Origin of the sequence: Sporobacter termitidis DSM 10068, from assembly GCF_900130065.1 — a bacterium.
Classification (GTDB): Bacteria; Bacillota; Clostridia; order Oscillospirales; family Oscillospiraceae; genus Sporobacter; species Sporobacter termitidis.
This window is the reverse complement of record NZ_FQXV01000013.1, coordinates 89,335-101,946: the sequence shown is the minus strand read 5'-3', so window position 1 is coordinate 101,946 and position 12,612 is coordinate 89,335. Positions and strand designations below refer to the sequence as shown.

10 protein-coding genes are annotated in these 12,612 nt (G+C 59.1%); 8 read left to right on the top strand and 2 right to left on the bottom strand.

Features of this window, described 5'->3' with window-relative positions; all coding sequences use genetic code 11:
• Nucleotides 1-41: 41 nt before the first annotated feature.
• A complete protein-coding gene (gene dnaK / locus BUB60_RS15995; RefSeq protein WP_073081139.1) occupies nucleotides 42-1,904 on the top strand; it encodes a molecular chaperone DnaK in 1,863 nt (620 codons plus the stop codon).
• Between the two features lie 109 nt (nucleotides 1,905-2,013).
• On the top strand, nucleotides 2,014-3,138 hold the full coding sequence (dnaJ, locus tag BUB60_RS15990; protein ID WP_073081135.1) for a molecular chaperone DnaJ: 1,125 nt from the start codon (nucleotides 2,014-2,016) through the stop codon (nucleotides 3,136-3,138).
• 40 nt (nucleotides 3,139-3,178) lie between these two features.
• Here dnaJ and BUB60_RS15985 read toward each other — a convergent pair whose 3' ends face one another.
• Nucleotides 3,179-3,808 carry a hypothetical protein gene (locus BUB60_RS15985; RefSeq protein ID WP_073081132.1) on the bottom strand — a complete coding sequence of 210 codons (630 nt, stop codon included), beginning with the start codon at nucleotides 3,806-3,808 and terminating at the stop codon, nucleotides 3,179-3,181.
• Between the two features lie 257 nt (nucleotides 3,809-4,065).
• Here BUB60_RS15985 and BUB60_RS15980 point away from each other — a divergent pair, with 257 nt between their 5' ends.
• The 6 genes from BUB60_RS15980 (at nucleotide 4,066) to BUB60_RS15955 (ending at nucleotide 11,437) form a co-directional block, all read left to right on the top strand.
• Entirely contained in the window at nucleotides 4,066-5,973 is a 1,908-nt protein-coding gene (locus BUB60_RS15980; protein ID WP_073081128.1) for a phospholipid carrier-dependent glycosyltransferase, read from the top strand.
• 50 nt (nucleotides 5,974-6,023) lie between these two features.
• A complete protein-coding gene (gene rpiB, locus BUB60_RS15975) occupies nucleotides 6,024-6,464 on the top strand; it encodes a ribose 5-phosphate isomerase B (RefSeq protein WP_073081125.1) in 441 nt (146 codons plus the stop codon).
• Between the two features lie 15 nt (nucleotides 6,465-6,479).
• Nucleotides 6,480-6,677, top strand: coding sequence for a hypothetical protein (locus BUB60_RS15970; RefSeq protein WP_073081121.1), 198 nt, complete (start codon nucleotides 6,480-6,482; stop codon nucleotides 6,675-6,677).
• 420 nt (nucleotides 6,678-7,097) lie between these two features.
• Nucleotides 7,098-8,189 (top strand): metallophosphoesterase family protein, encoded by a 1,092-nt coding sequence (locus BUB60_RS15965; protein WP_073081117.1) that lies wholly within the window; start codon nucleotides 7,098-7,100, stop codon nucleotides 8,187-8,189.
• Nucleotides 8,186-10,384 (top strand): ATP-binding protein, encoded by a 2,199-nt coding sequence (locus tag BUB60_RS15960; RefSeq protein WP_073081115.1) that lies wholly within the window; start codon nucleotides 8,186-8,188, stop codon nucleotides 10,382-10,384. The genes BUB60_RS15965 and BUB60_RS15960 overlap by 4 nt, the downstream gene beginning before the upstream one ends.
• Before the next feature lie 219 nt (nucleotides 10,385-10,603).
• Nucleotides 10,604-11,437, top strand: coding sequence for a cell wall hydrolase (locus tag BUB60_RS15955; protein ID WP_073081113.1), 834 nt, complete (start codon nucleotides 10,604-10,606; stop codon nucleotides 11,435-11,437).
• Between the two features lie 464 nt (nucleotides 11,438-11,901).
• On the opposite strand, the gene BUB60_RS15950 is transcribed toward BUB60_RS15955, so the two are convergent.
• The gene (locus BUB60_RS15950) at nucleotides 11,902-12,609 is read right to left on the bottom strand and encodes a CPBP family intramembrane glutamic endopeptidase (RefSeq protein WP_073081109.1); all 708 of its coding nucleotides are present in this window, start codon (nucleotides 12,607-12,609) and stop codon (nucleotides 11,902-11,904) included.
• Nucleotides 12,610-12,612: the final 3 nt, after the last annotated feature.

Sequence of the window (12,612 nt, the reverse complement as noted above, 5' to 3'; positions counted from 1 at the left end):
AATGACTGCTACGACATTTAAATATTAGGAGGACAATTCACATGGGAAAAATCATTGGTATAGATCTCGGCACGACAAATTCCTGCGTCGCCGTTATTGAAGGCGGAGAGCCGATAGTCATCCCCAACGCCGAGGGCGCGCGCACAACGCCGTCCGTCGTCGCGTTTTCAAAGGACGGCGAGCGCATGGTCGGTCAGGTCGCCAAACGGCAGGCCATCACCAACCCGGACCGCACCGTCATATCCATCAAGCGTGAAATGGGCAGCAACTACAAGGTCGGTATCGACAACAAGCAGTACACACCGCAGGAAATTTCCGCGATGATCCTTAGCAAGCTCAAGGCGGACGCGGAGGGCTATCTCGGCACGAAGGTGACCGAAGCCGTCATCACCGTCCCCGCCTACTTCACCGACTCCCAGCGCCAGGCCACGAAGGACGCCGGCAAGATCGCCGGCCTCGACGTCAAGCGTATCATCAACGAGCCGACGGCCGCGGCGCTGGCCTACGGGTTGGACAAGGAGCAGGAGCAGACGATCATGGTCTACGACCTGGGCGGCGGCACCTTTGACGTCTCCATTCTGGAGATCGGCGACGGCGTCATCGAGGTCAAGGCCACCGCCGGCAACAACCGCCTGGGCGGCGACGATTTTGACGACTGCATCGTCACCTACCTGCTGGGCGAGTTCAAAAAGGACACCGGCATCGACCTCTCCGGCGACAAAATCGCCATGCAGAGGCTCCGCGAGGCCGCCGAGAAGGCGAAGATCGACCTCTCCGGCGTGACGCAGGCGACGATCAATCTGCCCTACATCACGGCGGACGCCACCGGCCCGAAGCATCTGGACACGACGCTGACCCGCGCCAAGTTCAACGAGCTCACCGGCAGTCTCGTCGAGAAGACCATGGGCCCCGTCAACCAGGCCCTCAGCGACGCCGGCCTATCCCCGAACCAGCTGTCGAAGGTCCTGCTGGTCGGCGGCTCCACGCGTATCCCCGCCGTTCAGGAAGCGGTCAAGCGCATCACCGGCAAAGACCCGTTCAAGGGCATCAACCCCGACGAGTGCGTCGCGGTCGGCGCGGCGGTCCAGGGCGGCGTTCTGGGCGGCGACGTGGAGGGCATCCTGCTTCTGGACGTCACCCCGCTGTCCCTGGGCATCGAGACTCTGGGCGGCGTGTTCACCAAGCTCATCGAGCGCAACACGACAATCCCCACAAAGAAGAGCCAGGTCTTCTCCACCGCCGCCGACAACCAGACCTCCGTCGAGGTCCACGTGCTGCAGGGCGAGCGCGAGATGGCGCAGTATAACAAGACCCTGGGCCGCTTCCATCTGGACGGCATCGCCCCGGCCCGCCGCGGCGTGCCGCAGATCGAGGTCACCTTCGATATCGACGCCAACGGCATCGTAAACGTCTCCGCCAAGGACCTGGGCACCGGCAAGGAGCAGCACATCGCCATCACCTCCTCCACAAACCTTTCCAAGGACGACATCAGCAAGGCCGTTCAGGAAGCGGAGCAGTACGCCAAGGAGGACGCCGCGCGCAAGGACGAGATCGACACCAGGAACCATGCCGACCAGATGGTCTACCAGAGCGAGAAGACGCTCAACGACATGGGCGACAAGGTCGACGCCGCCGACAAAAAGACCATTGAGGACGCCATCGCCAAGGTCAAAACAGCGCTCTCCGGCACCGACGGCGACGCCATCAAGAGCGCCACGGAAGAGCTCCAGAAGGCCTTTTACGCCGTCAGCGAAAAGCTGTACGCGGGCGCGAACCCGCAGCAGCCCGGCGGCGCCCCCGGCCCAGACGGCGGCACGGACGGCGGTACGGACGGCGGCAGCGCCCCCGGCGGCGGCCAGTATTACGACGCCGATTATGAAGTTGTCGACGACGATAAGAAATAAAATACTTCTTAACCCTGCCACTCAATATAACGAAGAATCTCCTCATGCTTTGACGGAGATTCTTCGTCGTGATAAGGCGGCAGGCATCAATGAGAGGCAGGCTTGATTCATGGCAGACAAACGTGACTACTACGAGGTATTGGGGCTCCACACGGGCGCTTCCGACGACGAGATCAAAAAGGCGTTCCGGCAGCTGGCAAAGAAATATCATCCGGACGTCAACCCCGGGAACAAAGACGCGGAGGCACACTTCAAAGAGGTCAACGAGGCGTACGAGGTCCTCTCCGACAGTGACAAGCGGTCGAAATACGATCAGTTCGGGCACGCCGGCGTCGACCCGAATTTCGGCGCGGGCGGCGGCTTCGGCGGCTTTGGAGGCTTCGGCGGGATGGACTTCGACCTCGGCGATATCTTTGGCTCCATCTTCGGCTCCGGCAGCTCCTCATCGCGCAACAGGAACGCGCCGCGCAAGGGAGAACGGGTCCAGACGGAGGTCACGATATCCTTTGAAGAGGCTGCTTTCGGCGCCGACAAGGAAGTGTCCGTCTCCCGCATCGAGACGTGCGACACCTGCCACGGCTCCGGCTGCAAGGAGGGCACCACGGCGGAGCGGTGCCCCCACTGTAACGGCACCGGCACCGTGACGACGCAGAACCGCACACCCTTCGGCATCATGCAAAGCACATCCGAATGCCCCAAATGTGAGGGCCGCGGCAAGATCATACATCAGCCCTGCCAGAAATGCCGGGGCGCCGGCCTGGTCCGCCGGAACAAGACCATCAAGGTCAGCGTGCCCGCCGGCATCGACGACGGGCAGACCATATCGCTCCGCGGCCAGGGCAGCGCCGGCTTAAACGGCGGTGAGCCCGGCGACCTCTACGTGACGGTGAACGTCACCCGCCACCAGCTCTTCACCCGGGAGGGCAACGCCGTATTGTACGACATGCCCATTTCCATCGTCCAGGCCGCCCTGGGCGCCGAGGTGGAGGTCCCCACGCTGGACGGCAAGGTCAAATACAACATCCCGGAGGGCACCCAGTCCGGCACCGTCTTCCGGCTCCGGGGCAAGGGCATCACGAATCTCCGGGGCGGCGGCCGCGGCGACCAGTACGTCACCGTCCGCGTGGGTATCCCCACGGGGCTCACCAATGAGCAGAAGGACCTTTTGCGCAAGTTCGCCGACGCCCTTGGCGACGGCGGCTCCGGCGTCAAGAAGAAAAAGAAACTCCTGTAATGACAAGCCGTGGCCGGATCACTCCGGCCGCGATTTTTATTCAGCTCTTGTCAAAATCCCTGGAATAGATGATTTTCCCGGTGCTCGATTTACAGTCGATTTTCGTCAGGGAATCCACGGAGTTGATCTTGATGTCGATGAAGCCCCGCTGGTCCGTGTCCAGATATATGACCTTGATATCCGCCTTCGGATAATAAAGCACGATATTCCTGATATGCTCGTCATTGACGCGGCCCGCCGTTATATGCAGCTTCATATTCTCCACGCCGGGATATGTACCGATAAACTGCGTGATGGCCACGGGCGCCTCCCCGTCGTTAGGATAGTCCTCAAAATAGTACAGCTTCCACCGGTCGCCCTCCTGCTCCGCCACCGTAAAGCCATAGTACGCCGCGCCGTCGTTATCGTATGAAAACGCCAGATAGCCGATATCGTCGGCGTTCTTATAGTCCTCGTAAGTGATGTTCTCCGCTTTGTCATACCTCTCGCCGATACAGTCCTCTGTCAGCTGTTGGACCGAGGAGGCCGACGGCATATCCTCCTCGTTGACCGTGGCCGCGTAGTCCGTGCCGCCCGACGGCGTACTGTCGCTTTTGCCGCGTTCGCCGCAGCCCGCCGTCAGCAGCAGGAGCAGGCACATGGTCAGGAGCAGATGAGGTCTTTTAGGCATACCCTATTCTCCTTACATTATTGTTATTTATATTAAGGACAACCGAGCCCGCGATTTGGGACAAAAATTTTTAATTTTTGTATAATATGTACAATTTCATCCCACCCGCTCCCCGCTCCGAAGCGCCGTCCGGATACCGCCCGGCGCCGGTGCACCTCTAAATTCTTCTGTACTTTTCCCCCTTTTCTTGCTATCATAGTAAGATGAAATTTGGATAGAAAATATACTGGAGACGGTTTGCTGCGGAGGTATCTGCTTTGTACTATTCATATCTGACAATCGTATTTCCGGTTGTCACCGCGTTCTGCCTGCTTATGTTTTTCTGGTATTACCGCAAGGCCTCGCTGCCCCTTAAGGGCACGACGGAGTGGATCGACAGAATCGTGAACAGGCCGCGGTTCACCTTTACCTGCCGCCGCCACCCGATGGCGCGGAAGGATATCCTGCCGGTGACTGTCATCACCGTCGTCTACGCCGCCGTGGCCTTCGTCGGGCTCGGCGATTTTACGAACCCCCAGAGCTTTCATCGTTTCACCAGCGATGAAAACGCCGTCGTCATCACGCTGGACGAGCCCACGGACGTGGGCAGGCTCATGTACTATACGGGGCTGTGGATCGGCAGCTACACGCTGGAGTTTTCCGAGGATGGGACAAGCTGGCAGGAGCAGTACCCCGCGGGCGACCATGAGTCCGCCATGAACCAGCCGCATTCCGACCTTTTCAAGTGGCTGTACGCGGATCTGAACCAGGACAATTCCCCGACGAAATATATCCGCATCACCGCCGCCGCCACGCCGTTGGAGCTCGGCGAACTGGCCATCTACGACAACGCCGGAAACATCCTCCCCGCAAGCCGCATCTCCTGCGACGGCGCCAAAGAGCTCTTCGACGAGCAGAGCATCGTCCCGAAAGCGCCCAGCTACATGAACAGCATGTACTTCGACGAGATTTATCACGGGCGCACGGCGTACGAGTATATCCACACCATCGCGCCCTATGAGACGACGCATCCCCCGCTTGGCAAGCTGATCATCACCATCGGCATCGACCTTTTCGGGATGGTGCCCTTCGGCTGGCGCTTCATGGGCACGCTGTTCGGCGTGGCCATGCTCCCCATCCTCTATGTATTTCTCAAAAACATGTTCGGCAAAACCGTCATCGCCGCCTGCGGCACGACGCTTTTCGCCGCCGAGTTCATGCATTACGTCCAGACGCGCATCGCCACCATCGACACCTACGGCGTCTTTTTCATCCTGCTCTCCTATTTCTTCATGTACCGCTATATCACGCAGGACCCGGAGCTGCCGTTTAAAAAGACGCTCCCGCCCCTTATCCTGTCCGGGCTCTTTTTCGGCATCGGCTGCGCTTCCAAATGGATCGTCATTTACGCGGGCGCCGGGCTCCTGGCGCTGTATGTCATCCATCTGGTCCTGCACGCCGGCTATTATAAAAGGAACGAGCTCCCCGGCCACTCCCGCTTTCTGGTCAAAACGCTGCTGACATCCTTCCTGTTTTACGTTCTGATCCCCGTCATTATCTACTGCCTGAGTTATATCCAGAACGGCCGCGCCGCGGGGATGACCGTATCGGGCGGCATGCTCTGGGACCCGAAATATTACAACCTGATCTGGGAAAACCAGAAGTTCATGTTCCATTACCACGCCACGCTGGTGGCCACCCACGCCTATTCCTCCACCTGGTGGCAGTGGATTGTGGACGCGCGGCCCATCCTGTATTACAGGGACACCTCGATGGGCGAGGGCCTCAAATCCTCCTTCGCCTCCTTCGGCAACCCGATCGTCTGGTGGGGTGGCTTCCTGGCCGTCATCGCCATGGTGTTCCGGGTGGTAAAGCACAGGGACGGCAAGGCGCTGTTCATCCTGATCGGCTATTTCGTGCAGCTGGCCCCCTGGATTCTGATCACGCGCGTCGTCTTCATTTATCACTACTTCCCGTGCGTTTTGTTTATGGTATTCGCGCTCGCGCATGTGCTCAACACCATCTGGGAGCGGGCCCAGGGGCGGTACAAGCTGGCCGTCTACGGCTTTACGGGCGCCGCCGTCTTCCTCTTCATCGCCTTTTACCCGGTACTTTCCGGCGCCACGGTGCCGGAAAACTATACGCAGTACATCCTGCGCTGGGTTCCGCCCATGTGGCCGTTTTAACCGCGCCGCGCAACTACTTTAATATTGTATTTAACTTTGGAGGTTTCATTATGATTGCACTCGGATGCGACCACGGCGGCTTTGCCATGATGCAGGACGTCATCAAATATCTGGACGAGCAGGGGCTGCCCTACAAGAATTTCGGCACGTTTACGGCCGACAGCTGCGATTACCCCGTCATCGCGGAGGCCGTCTCCCGCGCCGTCACCGGGGGCGAATGCGACAAGGGCGTGCTCATCTGCGGCACGGGGATCGGCATGTCCATCGCGGCCAACAAGTTTTCCGGCATCCGCGCCGCCCTCTGCGGCGACTCCTATTCCGCCGAAATGACGCGCCGCCATAACGACGCCAACATTCTCGTGCTTGGCGCCCGTGTCATCGGCCTCGGCTTGGCCCTGAAAATACTGGAGATATTCCTCGCCACGCCCTTTGAAGGCGGCCGCCACGCCCGGCGCATCGCGCTGGTCAGCGACCTCGAAAAATGCAAGTAAGCGGAAAGGCTCCGAATGAAACGTAATTATCCCCGGACGTACAGGAGCCGCCGCCCCCTGAAAATCATCCTGACGGCTCTCGTCACCCTCCTTATCGCCGCCATCATCCTGACGCTGTCGCTGTTTTTCGGCCTCAGGCAATATATCGTTTATGATCCGGGCGGCACCCTGCATCTCGAAATTCCGTGGCTGCAGGACGACAGCGGCGAATAAAATTCAGTTACATTTTTGTTTCCAAATGAATACAATTCTGAATACAATTTTTATCCCGCCTGCGACGGCGGCGGACAGCAATCCGCCGCCGTTGTTCTTTCGTCAACGTTCCGTTTTCCATCTCACGTTCTCGTCATAATTGTCATTTTTTGGCGCTTATTTTTCGTTTTTTATCATTTTTTGCCATCGATAAATGAGGATTGGAGGATGCTGTCCATGCCATAAACCGGTCATTTTTTTAGACACATTGAACAAAACCGATACCTTATATGTCGGCCAATGCGCATATCTCTGGGGCATTTTTGCCAAACTTTAGTAAAACGACTTTATTTATGTTTCTTTTTGTAATCAATCGCACTATAATAACTCGAAGAAAGAGAGAGAATTGTAACTTTTCGTTACTTTTCGCGGGTAAGTAAGATGTCTGTCAAAATCCTCCATGCCGCTGATTTCCATCTTGATTCCCCTTTCGAAGCGCTGAGCCCGGAGATGGCTGCCGTCAGGCGCCGTGAACAGCGCGGCCTCCTGGACCGGATCGCCGGTCTGTGCGAGGACGAGCATGTTCAGCTCGTGCTCCTCTCCGGAGACCTTCTGGACAGCGCCGCGTCCTACTACGAGACGCAGGAAATCCTCGCCAGCGCATTTTCCAAAATCAGCGCCGAGATTTTCATTTCTCCCGGCAACCACGACTACTACTGTCCGAAGTCGCCGTACGCTTATGTAAAGTTCCCGCAGAACGTCCATATCTTCACGTCGCCGCTTATCAGCTGCTTCAATCTGCCGCAGCTGGGCTGCCGCGTCTGGGGCGCGGGCTTCAACGATCAATACAGCCGGCCGCTTTTAAACGGTTTTTCCGTGCCGGACGGCAGCATGCTGGACATCATGGTCCTCCACGGCGATACCGCCGGCGACGCCTACAATCCCATTCGGGAAGCGGAAATCGCCAAAAGCGGCCTTGACTACCTGGCCCTGGGCCATATCCATACGTTCAGCGGCTTCAAGCAGGCCGGGAAAACGGTTTACGCCTACCCCGGCTGCCCTGAGGGCCGCGGCTTCGACGAAACGGGCGACAAGGGCGTCATCCTCGGCACCGTTTCAAAAACGGGCTGCGACCTCGGCTTCATCCCAACCGCCGGCAGGATTTATAAGATACTCACCGTCGACCTGACCGGCGCCCACGATCCGGCCGCCGCCGTTTCGGCCGCCCTCCCTCAAAGCACGGAGCGGGACCTCGCGCGTCTCATCCTCACCGGAGAGTTCGGCGGCACGCTCGACCTCAAGGCCATCAGGGATGCGTTTTCCGGCCGGTTTTTCCATCTGGCCGTTCAGGACAGGACAACGCCGCCCAGAGACATCTGGCAGGGCATCGGCGACGATACGCTCCGCGGCATCTTTCTCCGCAATATGAAGGAGAAATACGACAGCGCTGGCGAGGCCGCCAAAAGCACCGTCCTTCTCGCCGTCCGTTACGGCCTCGCGGCCCTCGTGAACGCGGAGGAGTACGGCGCATGATCATTAAACGCTTATCCGCCTCCTTCGGGAAGCTGTCCAATGAAACGCTTCTTTTAACCCCCGGCCTGAACGTCATCGAAGCGCCGAACGAATGCGGCAAATCCACCTGGTGTGCTTTTATCCGCGCCATGTTTTACGGCATCCGCACCTCCGACCGGGACAAGCAGGGGTATCTTTCCGATAAAACCCGTTACCGTCCCTGGAGCGGCGCGGCCATGGCGGGCTCCATGGATATCGAGGCCGGCGGCGCCGGTATCACCATTGAGCGCGTCTCCAGCGGCAGGCTCCCCATGAAGGACTTTTCCGCCGTTTACACCGGCACGGGCACCCCGGTCGGGGGGCTTTTCCCGGATACCGCCGGCGAGACGCTTTTCGGCGTCAGCGAAGCCGTTTTCGAGCGCAGCGCCTTCATCTCCCAGTCGGGCATCAAGATCGGCCAGACGCCGGAGCTGGAAAAGCGCATTTCCGCCCTCGTCTCCACAGGCGACGAGACCGCATCCCTATCGGAAGCGGACGAGCGGCTGCGCCTCTGGCTCAGAAAGCGGCGCTACAACAAGTCCGGCACCATCCCTGTCCTTGAGGAAAAGCTGGCCGCCGCCGTAAAAAGGCTTGCGGCAATCGCCGCGGCCCATGACGACACCGCGGATATGCGCCTGGAGGCGGAGCGGCTCAAAAAGCTGGAGGCCGGATTTGCCGCCGAGCTCAAGGCCTATGACGATTACGAGGCACGGCTTGCCGGCCGGCGCGCCCTGGAAAAGCTTGAAAATGCAAAAGTTGGCTATAATACCGTCTATGCGGTGCTGACAAAGAACGGCCCCGCCCCGACGGAGAGCGACATTGCCGCCATCCGCGGCGACCTGAAGGCGCTGGATTCGCTGCAAAATATGATGCGCGGCGAGCAGGCGCGCCTTCAAGAGGCCAGGGCGCAGTACTTAAAGCTTCAGGGCGAAAAAGAAGCGTCCCCCTTTTCCGGGACGGACGCCGCCGAAGCGGCTGCCCGGGCCGAGGCGCTGGACCGAAAGGCCGGCCGCCTCTCACTCCGGAGCCCTCTGTCGGTTTCGCTCCTTCTTCTCACGATTATCTCTGCCGCGGTGGCGGCGCTCCTGCCCAGCGCGCGATTGATCGCAGCGGGCGCGGCGCTCGTCCTTCTCGCCGGCTTGCTCATACGCCTATGCCTGTCCGCAGGCGCCCGGAAAAAGCTTTCGCGGTACCTGTCCGGCTTCGGCGCCGGCTCTCTGGCCGGCCTCAAAAGGCTCTGCGGCGACGACGCCCGCCTGTCCGAAAGCCTGGCGCTTTCCGAAGGCGACGTCAAGGCCTCGGAAAAATCCGCGGCCGCCGCCGCGTCTGCCTGTGACGGTCTGCTGCAGACTCTCCGGGCACGGCTCCGGCAGCTGTCGCTGAGCGAGGACCTGGAGCAGCTCGGCGCCGCCCTCGACAGGATCGAGGCGCTGCACGCGCAGCTTTCCGGCGCCAAATCCGAGCTGGCCGCCGCCGAGAGCTTTCTCAAAACCGTTGAGGAGTCCGGCACAGGCAACACCGGAGAAGCGCCCGCGCAGGCGCCGGCCAGAAGCCGTCAGGCGATCCTGGCGGACCTTACCGCCGTATCCGGCCGACTGGAAGCTCTGTCCGGCCGGTACAACATGGCGCTGGGCGAGATTGGGGCCATGGGCGACCCCGCCCTGCTGGGCACCGAAAAGACTCTGGCCGCATCGGAGCTGGCCGCCCAGCAGACGCAGTACGAGGCCCTGACGATGGCGCTGGACGCGCTCAGGGACGCCAGCACCGAGCTGCAAACGCGCTTCTCTCCGCTCCTGGCCGACACGGCCGGCAGGATCATCCGGCGGCTGACGGGCGGGCGGTACGAAAAGCTCACCTTTGACAAGGCGCTGGACGCCCTGGCCAAAACGGCGGACGAAACGGTGAGCCGGAACGTCCTGGCGCTTTCCGCCGGGACGGCCGACCAGATTTACCTGGCTCTCCGCCTGGGCATCGTCGAGCTGCTTTTAACGGGCGGCGAGCCATGTCCGCTGATTCTGGACGACGCGCTGTCAAACTTTGACGACGGCCGCGCGCGCCTGGCCCTGGACTATCTCAGGGAGCTTGCGCAGGAGCGGCAGCTCCTCCTCTTTACCTGCCACGGCCGGGAAGCCGCGTACCTGGGCGGCACCGGCGCCAACATCCTGAAGCTCGGCTGAAAAAACTCATGGACGATACTTACGGTGATCAACAACGTGTCAAAACGTTTTGATATAAAAAAGGCATAACCGGGACCTCGGGCACGCCCGAAATTTAAAATCCCGTATGCATATATTAAAACTCAGCGCCTGCGGCCCATTCGCCCGACGGCGCGGGTGCCGGAAATCTCCGCGCATCTCGGAGGCTTCCGGTATCACACGAAAGGAAAGTATAGTTTCATGAAAAAGCGTTTACTCCTGTCAGGACTTGTCCTGCTGATGCTGGCGGCGATCACCCCGCTGGTGTTGGCGGCCGACATCGATTCTGGCACCCCGCCGACACGCGTCTCAGTTACGATCGACGGGCGGGTTGCAGAGTTTCACGTTTCACCGATAGTTATCAACTCTGCGACGTACGTATCCATTCGCGATTTCTCAATGGCCATGGGTGCCGCCAACGTCTCCTGGGACAGCGGCACCGCCACAGTGACCGCCCCCAACCTTTCTCTGACGGCCGCCGTCGGAAGCACTTATCTGGTGGCAAACGGGAGATACCTGTTCATCCCGGACAGCTGCCTTCTGGTAGACGGCAGCGTCATGGCGCCGGTCCGTGCTATCGCCAAGGCGTTTGACGCCGCGGTCGGCTGGGACGGCTTTACAAAAACCGTCAGCGTCACAAAGGGTTCCGGAGCGATTACGCCGGGCAGCGTCTTTTATGATAAAACCGACCTTTACTGGATGTCCCGCATCATTTACGCGGAAGCGCGCGGCGAGAGCCTCACCGGTAAAATTGCCGTGGGCGGCGTTATCATGAACAGACTGCGGTCCCCCCTCTTCCCGAAAACAGTCCGTGATGTCATCTTTGATAAGCAATACGGCATTCAGTTCACGCCGGCATATTCCGGCGCCATCTACAACACCCCCAGCGAAGAATGCATCATAGCGGCCAAAATAGCTCTTGACGGCGGGAACACCGCGGGCGGCGCCCTTTACTTCGCGGCGACGAAAAACTGCTGGGCCGCCAAGACCAGACCTTATGCGGCGACGATCGGAAATCATTATTTTTACGCATAAGCGCATGAGACAGAAAAATACGGGATAAAGCCGAACAGATAAGCTGACCATAAAAAAACTCTCCGCGGTCACAGCCCTTCCGGAACGCTACGGCAATGCGTTCCGGGGCTGACGCGGAGAGTTTTTCTTTTTGCGTTATGTCCGCCGTCTTGTCACGACGACAGGTCGGCACCCGATGCCGCCTGAACCGGCGCCGCGGCGGTGCTCTGCGACCTTTCGACAGACAGGCCGTAGGAGTAAAACAACACCAGCAGCAGGCACAGGATAAAAGTAATAATGTAAAACCGTTTCGTTGTGCTAACCTCCTACATTACAGTTATTTCTATTGTTGACAGAGATAACAGGCCTTAACCGATATATACCACAAAGTCCTACAATTTTCCACACCTCTTTGTAATAATTCGATCCTTTTTGCGAAAAATGTCGAATTTTGTAAAATATCAATAAAAACGGCCCGCCGAATTTTATCCGATCGTCACCTTGATGGAGATGAAATTGATCGCCGCGTGCAGGAGGATGGGCGCCCAGATGCTGCCGCTGCGCTCGTAACACCAGCAAAGGGCGATCGCGGCCGGGATGTACTGCAAAAGATACAGCAGCAGCATCCAGTCAAAGCCGCCCAAAAAATACTGCCAGAGGTGATAGACGGAGAACAGCGCCACCGAGACGACGTACGCCAGGAGCCGGCTCTTGCTCCTCAGCGTCCCGAACAGCGCCCCGCGGAACAGCGTCTCCTCCACGATCGGGACGAGCAGCACCGCCACGACGATGATGACGTTGGGGTCCAGCTTCGTCTGGTTGATGATTTCCTGGGAGTTCGGATTCACCACGTTTTTCAGGAGGAAAGACAGGAGGAAAAATACGGCGCTCACCGCCACGTAATTGAAAAGATACCCCAGCACCACGGACTGCAGCGCGCGCAACGGATTATCCAAAAGGTCCGAAAACGAGGTCCTCAGAAACCGGAACATGAAAATAAGCACGAAAACGAAGCCGATGATGTAGTAAACGAGATTCAGGTCCGGCCCCGTCATCACCACATTCATATGCCGCAGCACATTCGTATAAAAATATGTCAGGAGCCACGGCAGCGCGAAGATATGTACGCCAAGGTACAAAAGGCCCGCGATTCTCTCGGAGCTTGCCATCGGGCATTTAAACTGCGTTTTCACCAG

Excerpts from the sequence above, each read along its gene's own strand:
- dnaK (WP_073081139.1), top strand. The coding sequence starts at position 42 with ATGGGAAAAATCATTGGTATAGATCTCGGCACGACAAATTCCTGCGTC.
- dnaJ (WP_073081135.1), top strand. The coding sequence starts at position 2,014 with ATGGCAGACAAACGTGACTACTACGAGGTATTGGGGCTCCACACGGGC.
- BUB60_RS15985 (WP_073081132.1), bottom strand. The coding sequence starts at position 3,808 with ATGCCTAAAAGACCTCATCTGCTCCTGACCATGTGCCTGCTCCTGCTG.
- rpiB (WP_073081125.1), top strand. The coding sequence starts at position 6,024 with ATGATTGCACTCGGATGCGACCACGGCGGCTTTGCCATGATGCAGGAC.
- BUB60_RS15970 (WP_073081121.1), top strand. The coding sequence starts at position 6,480 with ATGAAACGTAATTATCCCCGGACGTACAGGAGCCGCCGCCCCCTGAAA.
- BUB60_RS15965 (WP_073081117.1), top strand. The coding sequence starts at position 7,098 with ATGTCTGTCAAAATCCTCCATGCCGCTGATTTCCATCTTGATTCCCCT.
- BUB60_RS15960 (WP_073081115.1), top strand. The coding sequence starts at position 8,186 with ATGATCATTAAACGCTTATCCGCCTCCTTCGGGAAGCTGTCCAATGAA.
- BUB60_RS15955 (WP_073081113.1), top strand. The coding sequence starts at position 10,604 with ATGAAAAAGCGTTTACTCCTGTCAGGACTTGTCCTGCTGATGCTGGCG.